19 protein-coding genes are annotated in these 16296 nt (G+C 67.2%); 3 read left to right on the forward strand and 16 right to left on the reverse strand.

All coding sequences use genetic code 11. The annotated features are described in order from the left end of the window. The 15 genes from KAH28_RS17160 to KAH28_RS17230 form a co-directional block, all read right to left on the reverse strand. On the reverse strand, nucleotides 1-961 hold a 961-nt coding region (locus KAH28_RS17160), incomplete at its 3' end, for a TonB-dependent receptor plug domain-containing protein (protein WP_290578778.1). 622 nt (nucleotides 962-1583) lie between these two features. Continuing rightward, complete coding sequence (locus KAH28_RS17165) at nucleotides 1584-2867, reverse strand: tetratricopeptide repeat protein (RefSeq protein ID WP_290578780.1); 1284 nt, start codon at nucleotides 2865-2867, stop codon at nucleotides 1584-1586. A gap of 1 nt (nucleotide 2868) precedes the next feature. Continuing rightward, entirely contained in the window at nucleotides 2869-3528 is a 660-nt protein-coding gene (locus KAH28_RS17170; RefSeq protein WP_290578782.1) for an energy transducer TonB, read from the reverse strand. A 4-nt stretch (nucleotides 3529-3532) separates the two neighbouring features. Then, a complete protein-coding gene (locus KAH28_RS17175; protein WP_290578784.1) occupies nucleotides 3533-3940 on the reverse strand; it encodes a biopolymer transporter ExbD in 408 nt (135 codons plus the stop codon). After that, nucleotides 3933-4478: a MotA/TolQ/ExbB proton channel family protein gene (locus tag KAH28_RS17180; RefSeq protein WP_290578786.1), complete on the reverse strand. Its 546-nt coding sequence runs from the start codon at nucleotides 4476-4478 to the stop codon at nucleotides 3933-3935. Before KAH28_RS17180 ends, KAH28_RS17175 begins: the two co-directional genes overlap by 8 nt. Nucleotides 4479-4490: 12 nt before the next feature. After that, nucleotides 4491-5873, reverse strand: a complete 1383-nt coding sequence (locus KAH28_RS17185) for a MotA/TolQ/ExbB proton channel family protein (protein WP_290578788.1) — start codon at nucleotides 5871-5873, stop codon at nucleotides 4491-4493. After that, entirely contained in the window at nucleotides 5870-6706 is an 837-nt protein-coding gene (locus KAH28_RS17190) for a DUF3450 domain-containing protein (protein WP_290578790.1), read from the reverse strand. Before KAH28_RS17190 ends, KAH28_RS17185 begins: the two co-directional genes overlap by 4 nt. Nucleotides 6707-6776: 70 nt before the next feature. Next, nucleotides 6777-7187 carry a biopolymer transporter ExbD gene (locus tag KAH28_RS17195; protein WP_290578792.1) on the reverse strand — a complete coding sequence of 137 codons (411 nt, stop codon included), beginning with the start codon at nucleotides 7185-7187 and terminating at the stop codon, nucleotides 6777-6779. A gap of 10 nt (nucleotides 7188-7197) precedes the next feature. Continuing rightward, a complete protein-coding gene (locus KAH28_RS17200; RefSeq protein WP_290578794.1) occupies nucleotides 7198-8661 on the reverse strand; it encodes a MotA/TolQ/ExbB proton channel family protein in 1464 nt (487 codons plus the stop codon). A 154-nt stretch (nucleotides 8662-8815) separates the two neighbouring features. Next, a complete protein-coding gene (locus KAH28_RS17205) occupies nucleotides 8816-9241 on the reverse strand; it encodes a hypothetical protein (protein ID WP_290578796.1) in 426 nt (141 codons plus the stop codon). Then, on the reverse strand, nucleotides 9238-9636 hold the full coding sequence (locus KAH28_RS17210; protein WP_290578798.1) for a nuclear transport factor 2 family protein: 399 nt from the start codon (nucleotides 9634-9636) through the stop codon (nucleotides 9238-9240). Before KAH28_RS17210 ends, KAH28_RS17205 begins: the two co-directional genes overlap by 4 nt. A gap of 22 nt (nucleotides 9637-9658) precedes the next feature. After that, nucleotides 9659-9967 carry a 2Fe-2S iron-sulfur cluster-binding protein gene (locus KAH28_RS17215; RefSeq protein ID WP_290578800.1) on the reverse strand — a complete coding sequence of 103 codons (309 nt, stop codon included), beginning with the start codon at nucleotides 9965-9967 and terminating at the stop codon, nucleotides 9659-9661. Between the two features lie 130 nt (nucleotides 9968-10097). Next, the gene (locus KAH28_RS17220) at nucleotides 10098-10925 is read right to left on the reverse strand and encodes an enoyl-CoA hydratase-related protein (RefSeq protein WP_290578802.1); all 828 of its coding nucleotides are present in this window, start codon (nucleotides 10923-10925) and stop codon (nucleotides 10098-10100) included. 31 nt (nucleotides 10926-10956) lie between these two features. Further along, on the reverse strand, nucleotides 10957-12195 hold the full coding sequence (locus KAH28_RS17225; RefSeq protein ID WP_290578804.1) for a cytochrome P450: 1239 nt from the start codon (nucleotides 12193-12195) through the stop codon (nucleotides 10957-10959). A 68-nt stretch (nucleotides 12196-12263) separates the two neighbouring features. Next, complete coding sequence (locus KAH28_RS17230; RefSeq protein WP_290578806.1) at nucleotides 12264-13700, reverse strand: aldehyde dehydrogenase family protein; 1437 nt, start codon at nucleotides 13698-13700, stop codon at nucleotides 12264-12266. A 127-nt stretch (nucleotides 13701-13827) separates the two neighbouring features. On the opposite strand from KAH28_RS17230, the gene KAH28_RS17235 reads away from it, so the two are divergent. The 3 genes from KAH28_RS17235 (at nucleotide 13828) to KAH28_RS17245 (ending at nucleotide 15895) form a co-directional block, all read left to right on the forward strand. After that, on the forward strand, nucleotides 13828-14415 hold the full coding sequence (locus KAH28_RS17235) for a winged helix DNA-binding protein (RefSeq protein WP_290578808.1): 588 nt from the start codon (nucleotides 13828-13830) through the stop codon (nucleotides 14413-14415). 43 nt (nucleotides 14416-14458) lie between these two features. Further along, entirely contained in the window at nucleotides 14459-15286 is an 828-nt protein-coding gene (locus KAH28_RS17240) for an SDR family oxidoreductase (protein WP_290578810.1), read from the forward strand. Nucleotides 15287-15463: 177 nt separating this feature from the next. Then, nucleotides 15464-15895 (forward strand): hypothetical protein, encoded by a 432-nt coding sequence (locus KAH28_RS17245; RefSeq protein WP_290578812.1) that lies wholly within the window; start codon nucleotides 15464-15466, stop codon nucleotides 15893-15895. Nucleotides 15896-15928: 33 nt separating this feature from the next. On the opposite strand, the gene KAH28_RS17250 is transcribed toward KAH28_RS17245, so the two are convergent. Continuing rightward, nucleotides 15929-16296, reverse strand: a 368-nt coding sequence (locus tag KAH28_RS17250; protein ID WP_290578814.1) for an integrase core domain-containing protein, incomplete at its 5' end; no start/stop codon positions are given.

The following is a 16296-nucleotide window of genomic DNA, read 5'->3' on the forward strand; positions in this document are numbered from 1 at the left end:
CGGAGATAGAAGGGGCCAGCTCAGTGATGTCCCAGCGAAGCTTCAGTCGCCCGCCGTCGACGTAGTTCTCGCGCATCGGCCCCGGCTCGCCGAACACCTCGTTGCGTCCGAACAGATCCTGGTCCTCGCGGTAGTACGCCAGGGTGGCACCGAGCCAGTCGGTGATCGGTGTCCCGACGTAGAACTGGTACTTGCGCGTGTTGTAGTTGCCGAGCTCGGCCTTGACCGAGCCCATGAACTCGTCGGGCGGATCGGCGGTGACGATGTTGATGGCGCCGGCAGTGGCGTTGCGCCCGAACAGCGTGCCCTGCGGCCCCTTCAGGACCTCGACGCGCTCCACCGGGCCGAGGCTGTCCTGCTTGCCCTGGCTGGGACCGATGTTGATGCCGTCGATGTAGGTGGCAACGCTGGGGTCGGCGTTGGGCAGGAAGGCGTCGGTGCCGACGCCGCGGATGAAGATGACGCTGTAGCCGTACGAGTACGTGTAGGTCAGGCCCGGCGTCACCTTCTGGAGGTCAGCGGTGGACTCGATGCCGAATGCATCCAGCTTGTCGCCGCTGAACGCGTTGATCATGATCGGCACTTCCTGGAGATTCTCCTCGCGCTTCTGCGCGGTCACCACGATCTCCTCGATCAGGCGGCTGGACGGCCGCGGTGCCGGGGCCGGCCCGGCGTCCTCCTCCACGCCGTCCACCGCGATGACGTCGTAGTTGTCACCCCCGGATGACGACGCAGCCTCCGCCGCGCGCGCATCCGGCGTCTCCGCGGCCGCCGCGCCGGCATCATCGCCCGAGCTTCCGGCGCGAGGCGGGCTGCCGTCCGCTTCCGGCTCCGGCGGCGAGCCCCAGTCCGACCCCAGAAGACTGTCGAGGTCCTCGTCCGAGAAGTCGTCCTGTGCGTGCGATGTCAGCGCGAACGCCGCAAGCGCGATCGCGAGTATCCGTGCTGCTGTGATCTTCATGGTCCCTTCCGCATAGAAGCGCACCAGTGCAGGCACCGGCACGCTGAATCGACACGGTCGCCCGCTGGACGACGACACAGGTCGCCCTTCGGCAGCCCGGGCCCGCAGGCCCGCGCTCCCGTCAACGGGAAGCCGCGCTGGAATCAGTCGTGCGGCGCGATCAGGTCGCTGGCCGCGTTACGTCGCTCTGGATAGGTCGTTTCGCCGCATCGGACCGTCTCTCCGTGGGGCGGCATGCACGCAACGTGTTCTGGACTCTCGTCATGTGCCGCATCTCCTCTGTGCACTGCGTTATTCGTTGTCATGCGGAATCCGGCAAGCACATCACACCTCGGACCCCTTATCACCGACATTAAAACGATCGAGATACTATGTCAATACTTGATTATGTCGTATTCGCAGTATTTTTCGGGAGCCGCGTTCCGGCCCGGAGCGCCATCACCCGCAGGGGCGAAGCCCACCCGTCCCGATGCCGCAACCGCGAGCCGAACCTCCACGCGGCAGCGGGAAAAGCCGCGGGGGTGCGACACGGCGACCGCCGGCCTGACGGGAGAGATGTCATGCAGCGCAACGCCGTGCCTGGGGGAGCACCCCCGCGGAACGAACCGGATTCCCTGCATCGCTAAAGGTCGCGGATGGCTTCCGTGCGCTTGATCTCCTGCCGCACGAAACCGATCCACTGTTCGGCCTGCTGCGCCTGATCGGAATGGGCCGAGGCATCCTTGAACGCCTGCAACGCCTGTCCGTAGCGCTCGAGATTGAAGTAGGCGGTACCGAGCTGCATGTGCACGCTGCCCTCGCGGTCCAGGCCACCGATGCTCAGCGCCCGGCGCAGCGATGCAGCCGCCTCGGCCCACCGGTACTGCCCCATCTGGGCCTGTCCGAGATACAGATAGTGCAGCGCTTCGCCGGACGCCTCGGCAGCGCGCTCGAGCACCGGGATCTGCCCGTCGACATCCTTGGCCAGGGCCATCGCCTGGGCAAGCAGCTGCAGATTCGCGACATCGCCCGCCACCACACCGCTCTGCATGCCCCGCTCCAGCACTTCGATGGCTGCCAGCGGCGCATCCTCGGCCATGTAGAGGCGAGCCAGATTCAGCAGCTCCGACTCCGATTCGAGCATGCCGGCGACATAGGCCCCGTGCATGACATAGAGCTGTCCCTTCTGCTGACCCAGCAGGCCGAGCATGCCCGACAGCTGCTTGTAGTAGCTGGGACCGGGCCACCGACTCACCAGCGAGACCAGAACCTTCACCGCGCTGCGGTAGTCGTCCTGCTCGTAGTAGATCGCGCGCAGCAGCGCCAGCCAGTTCTCCTGCAGGGGCTGCTGGCGCCTCCGGGCCTCGCGCATCGCCGCGATCACCGCTGCCCGCGCGGGGGTGTACGCGTCGAGCTGATAGTGCGCCTGCGCCATCAGCATGTGCGCTTCCGGCCGCACCGCATCCACCCATTTCATCCACTCGTCGAGCACACGGATCGAACGCGCATAGTCCTCCTTGACGAAATAGAGCTGCGCGAGCCGGAACAGACTGTTGGTGCGGATCTGCTCGGGCGGGGCCTCCAGCTTCAGGATCGCGACGTAGTCGGCGATGGTCGCGTCCACCCGGCCCTGCTCGTAGTGGATGGCGGCGTAGAAGTTGTGCATCTGCGCACGCTCGTAATCGTTGAGCGATCCGGCATCGGCCTTCAGTGCGTCCATCTGCGCCTCGGCGCCGTCGAGATCACCCGCCTCCATCGCCGCCTGTGCGGCCTCTATCTGCTGATAGACGTGCGGCGAAAGCTTCTCCGTCACCCGCGTCGGTGGCTTGCGCCGCTCGTCCTCCGCGGTGTCGGCGAGCAGCACCGCGGGGTTCAACGCCACGACGGCGATCACGATGAGCCACCCGCATTTCCGGATCGTTGCCATGTCAGTCGTCCAGCTGGAAGGTGATGAGATGCTCGACCCCGCGCACGACCTGCGGCTGGCCATTGACCACGCGCGGCTTGTACTTGAAGCGCTCGACGGCCTTCATCGCGGCGCGGTCGAACACGCCGCGGGGATCGGCGTCGATCACACGGGGCTCGATCACGCTGCCGGCTTCGGTCACCGTGAAGCTGAGCAGCACCCACCCCTCGATGCCGCGGCTCTGCGCCCGGCTCGGATAGATCGGGGCGACCTTGACGATGGGAAGATATTCGCCGTCGGATGCCGACAGACCGGCACTGGTATCGACGGCGAGATCGTTGTCCACCGACAGCGCGCCGAGATTGACGGTGTTGCCGCCCGGCTTGACCACCTCGCTGCGCATCTCCGGCGTTTCCGGCGCGATCTGCGGCTTGTCCGGCTTCTCGGGCCTGGGCTGCTCGGTGCGCAGCTGCGGCGGGTCGGGAACCCGCACGAAATCCACGATGCGGCCCCGGGGTGCCTCGGTGAGCGCATTCTTGCCCGCGGCCACCAGTGCCGACATCAGCCAGTAGAGCAGCGCCGTGATGATCACGGCGACCGCCAGACCGATGGCCATGCGCAATGCCGCCTGCAGCGGATTGACCCGCCCGACACGGTCGATGGCACTCGCGTTCATGGTCATCGACCTAGTTCGACGCAATGGCGACGTCATAGACGCCCGCCTTGCGCGCGGCATCCATCACCGTGATCAGATACTCGTTCATGGAGTCGTCCTCGGCCTGGATCACCACCGCGCCCTTGGGATTCTCGGCGTGAAGCCGCTTGATGTTGGCGGTGAGCGCGCCCGGGTCGACCGGACGCCGGTTGATGTAGAGGCGTCCGTCGGCCGCCACGTTGATCAGGATGTTCTTGCGCTCGTCGTCGCGCGGCGGCTGATCGGTATTGGGCGGACGGTTGACGTCGAAGCCCGCTTCCTTGACGAAGCTCGCCGTCACGATGAAGAAGATCAGCATGATGAACACGACATCGAGCATCGGCGTGAGATCGATGCCCGCCTCCTCGCGCCCGCCGCCCTCGTCCAGGAATTCACGCATGTTCGGTCTCCATGTGGTCCGCCAGCGCGTCCATGCGCGTGCGCGCCTGCCAGTCCAGCCAGTACATCGCGAACACGCCGGACAGCGCGCCGACCATGCCCGCCATGGTGGGGACGGTCGCCTTGGCCACGCCGTCCGCCATCAGCCGCGGATTGCCCATCCCGGCGTGCGCCATCACGTCGAAGACCGCGATCATTCCGGTGACCGTGCCCAGCAGACCGAGCAGCGGACACAGCGCGACGAAGGTGCGGACGACCCCGATGTAGGCACCGGTCTGCTGACGCATGGCATCGAGCAGCGCATTGCGGATCTGGTGCGCTTCCCAGCTGTGATGATCCTGTCGGGCCTCCCACAGCGCCCGGACGCTGCGCGCCTTCTGCGGGTAGCGCAGATAGAAGAAGACGACGCGCTCGACGATGAAGCACCACATGAGGCAGATCGCCACCGCGATGAGCAGCAGCACATCCCCGCCGAGGCCCAGGAAGCCACTCACCTGGAAGGCGATGTCCGAGAACAGGAACTGCAGCTTGCTCAGCATCGTCGCCCCCGGTCAGACGGTCGCCTTGCGGGCTTCCATGCGCTCGGCGATGAGCCCGGCGGTCTGGTGCTTGAGGGTATTGACGACCGCTCCCGCGCGCGCGCTCACCGCGGCATGCAGCAGAACGGTGGGAATCGCCACGGTCAGCCCCAGCACCGTGGTCACCAGCGCCTGCGAGATGCCGCCGGCCATGGTCTTGGGATCGCCGGTGCCGAACAGCGTGATGGCCTGGAAGGTCGCGATCATGCCGATCACCGTGCCCATGAGCCCCATCAGGGGCGCCACCGCCGAGATGACCTTGATCAGCCCCACGAAACGGTCGATGCGGGGGCGTTCCTCGACGATGGCTTCGCCCAGCCGCATCTCCAGCGTCTCGGTATCGGCGTCGCGATTCCGCTCGTAGATGGCCAGCATCCGGCCCAGCGGGTTGTCGTCGCTGGGCCGGTCGATGTTGCGGCGCTGAGCCGCCACCTTCGCGCTCACCAGCATGATGGCGATCAGCTTGTACACCGCGATGAGCACGCCGACCACGCCCAGCGCGATGATCAGGTAGCCGATGAGTCCGCCCTGGTGCACCCGGTCGCCGAGCGACGGCGAATCGACCAGCCGGGTCAGCAGCGAGCCTCCGGTGGGGTCGATGCCCAGTGCAGCCACACCGCTCTCGGTGGCCGCGTAGTCGGCGACTCCGTCCAGGTAGCGCCCCTCGGGCTGTCGCTTGAGCAGCGAAGCGCGCTGGTTGTCGGCCTGCCAGCTTAGATAGGCGGGTTCGGGCTCGGTGGTCACGAGATTGAACTTCCCGACCCGGATCATCGGTATCCGGCTGCGATCCCCGGCGTCGGTGATCACTTCACCCTCGACGCGCACGATGCGCCCCGACGCGGCGATCTCCTGCTGCACCAGGAACCACAGGCGCTCGAGATCGGCGATCGAGAAGATCGCGGACGCCTTCTCCATGCGTGCGATGAAGTCGGCCAGCCACGACTCGCGCCCGGGATGGTCGAGCGAGGTCGGGGAGTTCCGGAACACGCCGATGAGCTCCGACGCCGTCTGCTGCAGGATGCCGAACATCGCCGCCTCGGGCCCCATCGCCTCGCGCAGCGCCGCGATCCGGCGCTCGAAGCGCAGCTTGTTGTCGCGTGCGCGCTGCTCCAGCGACACACTCTCGTCCTGCAGGGTGTCCCTGCGCGCCTGAAGCGCATCGACCGCCGTGCGTCGTTCGGCGGGCGTCATGGCGCGAAAGGCCGCGATGCGGCGCGCTTCCTCGGCGCGATTGCCGATCTCGCCGGTCCGCACCTTCTCCAGCAGCGCCTCTTCGCTCTGCGCCAGCGCCGGGCCGGTGGCGACGCCCGACAGGGCAGCGAGCAGCATGGCTGCCAGCATGGAACGCCCCGTCATTGCGGGCCTCCCGCCACCGCGATGGCAACACCGTCCGATTCGATGGCACCGGCATAGCCGGCATCGGAGGCCGGCGCACCCGGGGGCGGCAGCGGCAGCGTCAGCAACGACGGCGCCGTCAGCTTGTTCGCGACGCGGATGGCCTGGTACACGCCGTTGCGGTACTCGGCCCCCAGCGGCTCCCAGCTGCCGGCCTCGTGATTCCAGCGCCCGGTATGGGCGCGGTCCGCGGTCTGATAGAACAGCCCGATGCGGCCGAGCCGCAGCACGCTGACCTCGCGCTCCCCGCCCTCGGTCGCGATGACATCGTTGTACGCCTCGATGGTGCTCCCGTAGTCCAGCTCCGTCATGTACGCATCGAGAACCTGGCGGAACTTCTCCGCAGCCGATACGTCCGCTCGATCCACGGTCGCGCGCAGGAAGTCGATGCGGTCGGCACGCTCATCGGGCAGGAACGGCGGACTGACGTCGACCAGCTGCGTGTAGACCGCCACCATCTTGTTGAGCAGCGGGAGCAGCTGGCGATCGACCTCGGTCGCCTTCGAGATGGACGCATCGGTGCGCGCGATCTCCGCGTCCTGTGCATCGATCTGCTTGCGCAGCTGGCGGTTGTAGGCCTCCAGCCCCTCGACCTGCCGGAGCAGGCGCTGGTACTCGGCCTCGGTGTCCTGGATCTCGGCGTCGAGCGCATCGACGCGCTGCTGGGACGCCTGCTGAGCAACCAGGTACGCCTCGCCCTGCCGGATGAGATCGCCCATGCCGTCGGCCGACAGCATCGGGGCGACCGCCATCAGGCCGGCGCCCATCACCCATGTATGGCATCGCTGTTTCATCGTCGTCCTCCTCCAGAGACGCTTGATCCGCCGACGCGCCGCCGGCGGGTGCAATCGGTTCGCTGCGTGTCTATTCGTTCTGTGCCGCCACTGCGACCTGGCCCACTTCCGCTTCCTGGACCGCATCCAGCACCACCTTCAGGGTCTTGTGCGTCGAGGCCCGATCGGCCTGGATCACCACCGAGCCCTGCGGGTTCTCCGCGTGCAGCCGCGTCACCACGGTGACGAGGTCGCGCTCGTCGACGGGGCTGCCGTCGATCCATACGATGTCGTCCCCCGTGATGGCGATCAGGATGTTCGCGAGGTCCTGGCGTTCCGCGGTCGAGGCCGGCGGTCGCTCGACATCGATCCCGGCTTCCTTGACGAAGGTCGCCGTGACGATGAAGAAGATCAGCATGATGAAGACGACATCGAGCATCGGCGTCAGGTCGATGCCGTTGTCGTCCTCGCGCCGCTCGCTGTCCCGGAATACGTCGGTCATGGCATGTACCTCAGGCGGGGCTCGGCGCCGCTGCCGGCATCGATGGCGGGGCGGCGCGCACGCCGCCGTGCCGCATGGCCAGTGCGTCGCCGCTCAATGCAGCGCTGCGCTGCCGGAGAACCGTGACCAGTGCCCGCCCGCGCGCCGCAACCAGCGCGTGCAGCAGCACGGCCGGTACCGCGACGACCAGGCCCAGCACGGTCGTGATCAGCGCCTGCGAGATGCCGCCGGCCATGGTCTGGGGGTCACCGGTACCGAAGAGCGTGATCGCCTGGAAGGTATTGATCATGCCCACCACGGTGCCCAGCAGCCCCATCAGCGGCGCCACAGCGGCGATGATCACGAGGAAGACCGAGAAGCGCTCGATGCGCGCGGTTTCCTTGGCGACCCGGTCGTGCAGGCGCATCTGGACGGTCTCGGGGTCGTCGTGACGGTGCGCGGACCAGGTCGCGAGCAGGCGGCCGAGCGGATTGTCGGCGCGCGGCTGTCCCGGGTCGCGATCCTGCGATGCCATGCGCAGGCTGATCAGCCCGAGGTCCGCGAGCTTGACCAGCGCGAGCAGCAACGACAGCGCCCCGAGGAAGAGAATGGTGTACCCGACCAGCCCGCCCTGATCGATGCGCTCGCGCAGCGTTGGCTTCTCCACCAGAAGCTCGAGCAGGGTGCCGCCGGTCGGATCGACCGCGAGCGCGTGCAGCCCCTGTTCCGCGGCGACGTAACCCGCCACCCGCTCCAGCTCGCCGCCGGCGGGCTGCCGCGCCAGCACCCGCGGCTGCTGGCGCCCGGCGTCCCACGCCAGATAGGCCGGGTCGGCGCCCGCGTCGAGCAGGTTGAAGGTGCCGACGCGCACGAGGTCGCGCTCGGTGACCGAGCCATCGGGATCGGCGACCTCGGTGCGCAGGCGCACGATGTCGTCCGACGCCGCGATCTCGCGCTGGATCTCGAACCACAGTGCCCGGATGTCATCGACGGACGACACTTCCGATGCGTTCCGCATCCGGTTCGCGAAGCCCTCCAGCCAGACATCGCGATCGGGATACTGGATGCTGGTGGGCGAGGTGACGAAGGCACCGATCAGATCGGATGCATTCTGCTGGAACACGCCCAGAAGCTCCTTGAGGGCGCCGATCTTGTCGTTCAGCAGCTCGGCCTTGCGGTTGAGCTCCGCCTTGTTGTCGTCGAAGCTGGCCTCCAGCCGGCCGCCCTCGGTCTCCAGACCGGCCAGTCGGTTCCGGGCCTGATCGAGTCGCTGGCGGGCATCAGCGAGACGTCCGGCATAGGCCGCCTCACGGGCTTCCAGGGCCTCGCGGGCCTCGGCCTGATACGCCTGCATGCGCTCGACCACGGCCGGCAGGCTGTAGTCGGGCGCCGACTGCTCACCCGCACCGTCCTGCTGGGCGAGCCCGCTCACGGGCAGCATCATCAGCGCGACGAGCCCCGCGCGCACGGCACCGATCGCCTGCAGCCTCGCCATCACCGCCCCCCGCCCGCCGTGCATGCGCATCCAGCCACACGCGGGCGTAGCCGGCATGCCGCTGCGGACTCGCAACGCCGTTCGCGGCCGTCTCGCCTACGGATCTTCACGGGCACGCCCTCGCCGAGCGGATCATGACCATCGTGTCGGAACATTATTGTGTCGACTCGACATTTTCAAGCCCGGGCGGGGCGGCGGATCGCATGCTGCAGAACAGCAGTGCCAGCCCCTGCAGCAGATCGACCGCGCCCAGGATCAGGAGCACCGCCGGTGCTCCGGCCACCACGCCGATGGCGAACAGCGCGGCGGCAGCGAGCTTGACCACGATGGTCGCCGCGATCGCATCGGACCTGGCGCCGATGCGCATGCGCAGGAAGGCGAGACCGGCACCGAGCAGACCGAGCAGGTGCAGCAGCAGATAGACCCCAGCGCTCGTCGGCAGCGACCCCGACCATTCGAGCCAGGCGTTGAGCGCCAGCAACAGGTCGAGCACCCAGGCACCGACCACCGGCACCGCGAGCACCGAGAAGAGCACGAGATCGCCGATCGCGACCTGCCGATAGAGGGCGTCGCGCATCACGCGGTGAATGCCGCCACTGCTTCGGCGGTATTCATGAAATCGCGGAAGCGGAGCCACTTGCCATCCGCCACCGTGATGACGTGCGCGAAGGCGGAGCGGATGTCGCGTCCGGTCGAGCGCGCGGTGAGATGCAGCTCCCCGGTCACCGTCACCATCCGGCCGTCGCTCAGGAACTGCTCGGGCTCGAAGCGATGAATGTCGACGGAGCTCAGCACGGTCGAGAAGAAGCGCTCGGCCTCGCCGGCGCCCCGATAGGTACCCGCGTAGGGAATCACCGACGGGCCGTAGAACTCGATCAGCACATCGTCGGCCATCAGTTCGACGATGGCGGGAACGTCCTTGTTGCCGAAGCGGGTGAATACTTCGACCGTGGTGTCGATTTCACTGGTGCTCATTGCGGTCTCCTCGCAATTGGGTTCATTCGTGCTGTGCAACGGTGACGGTGAGTCCGTCCATGTCCTCGCTGAGCGCGATCTGGCAGGCCAGCCGGCTGGTGCTGCGGGCATTCAGCAGCTCGTCCAGGAGCTCGGCCTCGAACGCGCCCTGCGCCGGCAGCCGATCGATCCAGCCGTCGGCGACGTAGACCTGGCAGGTGGCGCACGAACACTCGCCGCCACAGGTCGCCTCGACCAGATCCAGCGCCAGCAGCACCTCCATCAGCCGATCGCCGGGAGTGCATTCGAGTACCCGTTGATTGCCCGCCCGATCGGTAACGTTGATCTTCATTCCTTCCTGCTCGGTTGCTCACGGATGGCGCAGCGCAACGGCTGCGCCCTTCAGTTTTTCGGGCTCCACGTCCCGGTCGGCTGTGTCCCGGCCGGGCCGCCACCGACGACGACGGGGGTGTGGCGCGCGCTCATGGCAGCAGATCGTCGAAGGCGACCGCCTGCCGGTCGCGCTGTGCCGCGATCGCGCGCGGAATGTCGTCGGTCACGAACATGGCGGCGTTCCAGGCGGTCATGAAATCCAGCCCTTCCGCCACGCTTCGCGCACGGTTGCGCCGCAGCGCGACCTTGGTGCCGCTGACCGCCAGTGGTGACAGCGCCGCGACCCGCGCTGCCATGGCACGCGCGGCTTCGTCCAGTGCCGCCGCATCCTCGACCACGCGGCAGACGAATCCGACGGCTCGCGCCTCCTCTGCCGGCATGCGTCGCCCGGTGAGTGCGAGCTCATCGACCACCGCCGGCGAGATCAGCGCGGGCAGACGCTGCAGCACACCCATGTCCGCGGTGATGCCGATGTTGACCTCGTGGATGCTGTAGAACGCATCCGCGGCGCAGAGGCGCAGATCGGTTCCGCACAGCAGATCCAGCCCGGCGCCTATGCACGCGCCCTGGGTGGCCGCGATGACCGGCACGCGCAGCCGTTCGAGCTGGTCGATGGGCTTCTGCAGGTACTGGATCTTGCGACGCAGCCACTCGCGGTAGCGCCCCGGCTCCGCCTCCGCCTGCGCCCGCACGGCCTCGAAGAAGTCGAGATCCATCCCGGCACAGAAGTGCGCTCCCTCCGCGCGCAGCACGAGGGCGCGGATCGCGGGCTCGCCATCCACCAGGTCGAGGGCGGCGGAAAGCTCGCCCCAGAATGCGTCCTGCAGCGTGTTCAGCGCCCCGGCGCGGCTCAGCGTGAGCTCCGCCAGCGGACCATCGCGCGTCAGCCGGAAGCCTTCCGCCTGCATCATCTCCATGATCGGTTCCCCGGTATGGCGGTTCAGGGACTCAGGAACGGAGCACGACCGGCAGCGACTGCAGACCATAGGTCAGCAGGCCGCCGCGCTGCCGGCGCTTGGGCGCCGAACCGGCCTCGATCGCCGAGCAGTTGTCGAGGATGACCTCGAGCATCTTCTCGGCCTCCATGCGCGCGACGCCGGACCCGAGGCAGTGATGGATGCCGTGCCCGAAGGTCACGTGCTTGCCGATGTTCGGTCGGTTCAGGATGAACCGGTCGGGATCGGGAAAGACGCTCGGATCGCGGTTGGCCGCCGCCATGAAGAACGCCACCCACTGGCCCTCGCCGATCCGCACCCCGCCGTGCTCGCAGTCGCGGGTGGCCACGCGGAACAGGCGTTGCGGCGGGCCGTCACGGCGCAGGCTCTCCTCGATGAAGGGCCGGATCTGGGTGCGGTCGTGCTTCAGCAGCGTGAAGAGCTCGGGCTCCTCCTGAAGGGTCGATACCAGGTTGCCCAGCAGGTAGGTGGTGGTTTCGGCACCGGCCACGACGAGCGTGATGCAGAACAGGACCACTTCCTCCTTGGTGAGGTACTGGCCTTCATCCTCCGCACGGATGAATGCCGCCATCAGCGTGTCCGGCACCTCCTCGCCGCGCTCGATGGCCGCATAGCAGCTCGCCACCTTCTCGCTGTAGTAGGTGAACAGCTCGACGTTGCACTGCTGGCGTTCTTCGGGCGTGAAGTCCGACGACACCATGAAGGCGTTGGCCCAGCGCACGAGACGGGAGTAGTCCTCGCGCGGAGTGCCGATGAGGAAGGTCATGATGATCGACGGCAGCACGCCGGCAACTTCCTTCATGAAGTCGACGTCGTTGTCGAGCAGCTCGTTGATCATCTCGCTGATGGATTGCGTCACCAACGGTGCGATATCGGCCCCCACCCGCTTGGGCGTGAAGGCCTTCTTCGCGATGTTGCGCAGCACCGTGTGCCGCGGCCGGTCGTGATTGACGAGCATGAGCGTCGGGGCGGCGGAGGATTCCTGCATCGGATCACGCGACGAGAAGGTTTCGTGATCCTTGAGCACACCCACCACGTCCTCGTAGCGCGTGAAGACCCATGCCGGATTCGGCTCGTCGACGCCCGGCACGGTCCCCGGCGGGTAGTCGAGCAGCCCGAACTGGGGCAGCTGCTCGCGCAGCAGTTCGTAGTAGGGATACGGATTCGCGATCACGTCCGGATCGCGCAGCTTCGTGACGTCGAAGTCGGTCTCGAATTTCAGCTCGGCCACGCTGGTCTCCTGTTCGTATACTTCTGGTTCGACATTGTGTCGAGTCGACACGATTTCTGTCAAGTGCCTTATCCGCGTGTCATCAGGAATCGCGAGAAGCGGTCGAACACGGGTCCGTAGGGCGGGCGGATGACGCGCCCCAGATCGACGCGCGTCTGCCGATACACCGCGCGCGCGTTGGAGAACTGACGAAAGCCGTCGAAGCCGTGATAGGCCCCCATGCCGCTGGGGCCGACACCGCCGAACGGAAGGTCGTCGAAGGTGTAATGCATGATCACGTCATCCAGCGTCACGCCTCCGGAGGTGGTTTCCTCGAGGACGCGGCGGCGCTCGCCGGCGTCGCGCCCGAAGAAGTAGAGCGCCAGCGCGCGCGGCCGCGCATTGACGTGCGCCAGCGCATCATCGAACCGGCGATAGGTGCGGATGATCAGCAGCGGCCCGAAGATCTCCTCGCGCGACACGCGGAGGTGATCCGGCGGGTCGATGATCAGCGTCACCGGCACCCGGGCCCCGTCGTGCGCGCCGTCCGACCGGGTATCCACCCCGGCCTGCCGGCATTCATCGAGATAGGCGCCGATGCGCTCGCGCTGGCGCTGATTGATGACGGCCACATAGTCGCCGCTTGCGGCGCCGTCCGGGAGCATGCGCCGCACCTCCCGCTGCAGGGCCGCGACCAGTGCATCGCGCGCATCCTCGGGTACCAGGACATAATCCGGCGCAAGGCATACCTGGCCGGCATTGAACACCTTGCCGAAGGCGATGCACGCCGCGGCCCGGTCGAGATCCGCCCCCGTGCCGATGATCACCGGCGACTTGCCGCCGAGCTCCAGCGTCAGCGGCGTGAGATTGTCCGCAGCCGCCCGCATGATGTGGCGCGCGATGGCGGTACCGCCGGTGAACACGAGATGATCGAGCGGCAGGGCGCTGAAGTACTGACCCGCGGCCGCGTCACCGGTGACGGTTGCCACCTCGGTGCGGTCGAAGGCGCCGTCGAGCAGCTCGACCATCACCGCCGACGCGTGGGGCGTGTGCTCTGAGGGCTTGACCAGCGCCCGGTTGCCGGCTGCGAGAACGCCCGCGAGCGGGGTCAGCGTCAGGTTCACGGGGATGTTCCAGGGGCTCAGGATCCCCACCACGCCGAGCGGCTGGTAATGGACGCGACAGCGTCCGCCGAAGAGCGAGAACGGGAAATCGGCGCGCCGCCGCTCCGGCCGCATCCATCGCCGCACGCCCTTGCGCGCGAGCCGGATCGCCTTCCCGGTGGTGGCCACGTCCGCAAAGTACGACTGGCGCGGCGACCGGTACCCGAAGTCCTCGCTCAGCGCCTCGCACAGTCGATCCGCGTGCCGGTCGAGCGCCGACCACAGGCGCGAGAGCCGGTCCATGCGCACCGCCGCCGACGGGTAGCGCTCGGCCTCGTAGCCGGACCGCAGCGCGGCCAGTCTGGCATCCATCTCCGCCTGCCCGGCGGCACTCTCATCGACAACCGCTTGCTGATCGGCCACGGCTTCACCCTCGTCTCCAGGAGAGCCGCATATTCTCGTCTTGACGATACTATGTCAATCCGACACTATTGTGAGCGATGAATGTGGCCGGCCATAATCCGGTTTCATCATCGATCGGATCCGAGCATTGAAGAAGTTAGAAACCGAGATCAACGAGATCAGTCATGCCGACGCCGCCAGGCACTTTCTTGAGCTTTTCTACCCCATCCACTACGCCATCGGCATGCAGGTCGAGGACGCGCTGCGCGGCAGCGGCGAGCTCGACCGGCATCAGACGGTCATCATGTGGCTCCTCCGTTCCGAGGGAAACCGCGGCAGCAACAGCCTGCGCCGGAAGGAGATCGAGCGATGCCTGACCACCTGGTACGACATCACCAGCAGCACCGTCTCGAAGGCGCTGCGCTCGCTCGCCAAGCCGCCGCACAACTTCATCGTGATCTCGGAGGACCCCGAATCGGGGCGGGAGAAGCTCGTGACGGTCACGCCGGCGGGCAAGCGCTACTACAAGCGCATGGTCGAGGAGGCCAGCGCCTTCATCAAGCTGGCGACCGACCGCATGTCCGTCGAGGAGAACTCCATGGGCATCCACGTCATGCAGCGCATCTCGGAGGTGTTCCAGGAGCTGCGCGACGAGGGACGCATCGACCGGCTCCAGGGCAAGACCAACGGCAGGCAGCAGACACCCGCGCGCAAGCAGGCGGGCGGCAGGAGCTGACCGCCGTTAACCGGCGCACGACGCGCGCATCGGAGCGACGGGCATGAACACCGGATCGACGAACGTGGACGACACCTTTCGCGAGCGCACCGTGTTCGTGGCCGGCGGCACCAGCGGCATCAACCTCGCGATCGCCCATGGCTTCGCCAGGCGCGGCGCCAGGGTGTTCGTCATGAGCCGCTCGCAGGACAAGGTCGATGCCGCCGTGGCGGAACTGCGCGGGACCGCCGCTGCGGCCGCCGGATACGCGGCGGACGTGCGCGACTACGCCGCCGTCGAGGCCGCCATCACCGCATGCCGCGACACCTTCGGCACGATCGACGTCCTGGTGTCGGGTGCTGCCGGCAACTTCGTGTCACCGGCGGCACAGCTGTCCGCCAACGGCTTCCGCACCGTTGTCGACATCGACCTCGTGGGCACCTTCCACGTCTGCCGTGCCGCCTATGAGCACCTGACCAGGCCCGGCGCCTCCATCATCAACATCTCCGCCACCCAGGCCATCAACCCCATGCCGGGTCAGGCGCACGTCTGCGCTGCCAAGGCCGGCATCGATGCCCTGACCAAGGTCCTCGCCATCGAGTGGGGCCCCGCCGGTGTGCGCGTCAACGCCATCGCGCCCGGCCCCGTCGACGAAACCGAAGGCATGGCCCGGCTCACCCCCACCGCAGCACACCGGGACCGGGTCCTGCAGGCCATCCCGCTGCGCCGCTATGCCCGCCTGCAGGAAATCGCCGACACCGCCGCCTTCCTGTCCGGTCCGGCCGGTGCCAACTTCAACGGCGCCGTACTGGTCTGCGACGGCGGCCAGTCGACACTGGGCAGCGGTGCATTCGCCGCTGCATGGGCGGAAGCCGAAGCCGCGTCGACCTGACCCGCGACCCCGACGCGCACAAGGGGGACAGTATACTTAATTCCTTGCGGCATTTCGCCGTTTCGGGCGCTTCTACAGGAATTAAGTACTGTCCCCCTATTGCCCGCGGGCTGGCGCGATGCCGCAGGGAATCGAGGATACTGCCCCTGACGCACGACTGCCCCGGTCCGAGGTCCGATGCTCAACCCAAGCGGGCGCACCGCGCGCTCGACCCCGCACGCCGCCTTCCTGTTCGCGTTCGGCTGTTTCGGGGCGCTCCACTTCCTGATCTACACCTTCGGCTACGGCTTCCCGATCCTGCCGTCGAACGCCCTGGCCGGGCTCGCCGGCCTGGCGCTGGCATGCCGGCCATCCAGCCGCATCAGCTTCGGCGTGCTGATCGCGGCACTGCTGGTCGATGGCGTGCTCCAGGCCCCCGTGTTCTCTAACCACACGATGCTGAAGAACTTCTTCGTCGTGGGTACCGTCATCGCCGCGGCCGAAGCGCTGATGAGACGGGAGGGCTGGGAAGCCTTCATCAACCGACTCGCCATCACCGGAAGATGGCTTCTGCTGGGCATGTACGTCTTCGGCATCTTCCACAAGATCAACACGGACTTCCTGGGGTAATCACCCCGTTTTTAACGGAGGCCAAAAGTGGAGCTATGCAGCGGCGGCCAGCCGCTGCATGGGGGTGATGCCGCCGAGCGCCATGTTCGGTCGTTCGTGATTGTAGAACCAGAGCCACTCGGTGGCCGATTGCTGTACCTGCTCGATGCTTTCAAACAGGTATTGGCTGAGCCAGTCGTAGCGTACGGTGCGGTTATAGCGCTCGACATAAGCGTTCTGCTGGGGCTTGCCGGGCTGGATGTATTCGATGCGGATGCCTTTCTCCCTGGCCCAGGTCATGAGAGCGCCACTGATTAGTTCCGGGCCGTTGTCGCATCGTAGGACGCCGGGCTTGCCGCGCCACTCGATAATCTGCTCCAGGCTGCGGATGACGCGTGCTGAGGGCAGCGACAGGTCGACTT

Source organism: Algiphilus sp. (assembly GCF_023145115.1).
Lineage (GTDB): Bacteria > Pseudomonadota > Gammaproteobacteria > Nevskiales > Nevskiaceae > Algiphilus.

Coding starts and splice junctions, on each gene's coding strand:
- KAH28_RS17165 (WP_290578780.1), bottom strand. CDS start 2,867: ATGGCAACGATCCGGAAATGCGGGTGGCTCATCGTGATCGCCGTCGTG.
- KAH28_RS17170 (WP_290578782.1), bottom strand. CDS start 3,528: ATGACCATGAACGCGAGTGCCATCGACCGTGTCGGGCGGGTCAATCCG.
- KAH28_RS17175 (WP_290578784.1), bottom strand. CDS start 3,940: ATGCGTGAATTCCTGGACGAGGGCGGCGGGCGCGAGGAGGCGGGCATC.
- KAH28_RS17180 (WP_290578786.1), bottom strand. CDS start 4,478: ATGCTGAGCAAGCTGCAGTTCCTGTTCTCGGACATCGCCTTCCAGGTG.
- KAH28_RS17185 (WP_290578788.1), bottom strand. CDS start 5,873: ATGACGGGGCGTTCCATGCTGGCAGCCATGCTGCTCGCTGCCCTGTCG.
- KAH28_RS17190 (WP_290578790.1), bottom strand. CDS start 6,706: ATGAAACAGCGATGCCATACATGGGTGATGGGCGCCGGCCTGATGGCG.
- KAH28_RS17195 (WP_290578792.1), bottom strand. CDS start 7,187: ATGACCGACGTATTCCGGGACAGCGAGCGGCGCGAGGACGACAACGGC.
- KAH28_RS17200 (WP_290578794.1), bottom strand. CDS start 8,661: ATGGCGAGGCTGCAGGCGATCGGTGCCGTGCGCGCGGGGCTCGTCGCG.
- KAH28_RS17210 (WP_290578798.1), bottom strand. CDS start 9,636: ATGAGCACCAGTGAAATCGACACCACGGTCGAAGTATTCACCCGCTTC.
- KAH28_RS17215 (WP_290578800.1), bottom strand. CDS start 9,967: ATGAAGATCAACGTTACCGATCGGGCGGGCAATCAACGGGTACTCGAA.
- KAH28_RS17220 (WP_290578802.1), bottom strand. CDS start 10,925: ATGGAGATGATGCAGGCGGAAGGCTTCCGGCTGACGCGCGATGGTCCG.
- KAH28_RS17240 (WP_290578810.1), top strand. CDS start 14,459: ATGAACACCGGATCGACGAACGTGGACGACACCTTTCGCGAGCGCACC.
- KAH28_RS17245 (WP_290578812.1), top strand. CDS start 15,464: ATGCTCAACCCAAGCGGGCGCACCGCGCGCTCGACCCCGCACGCCGCC.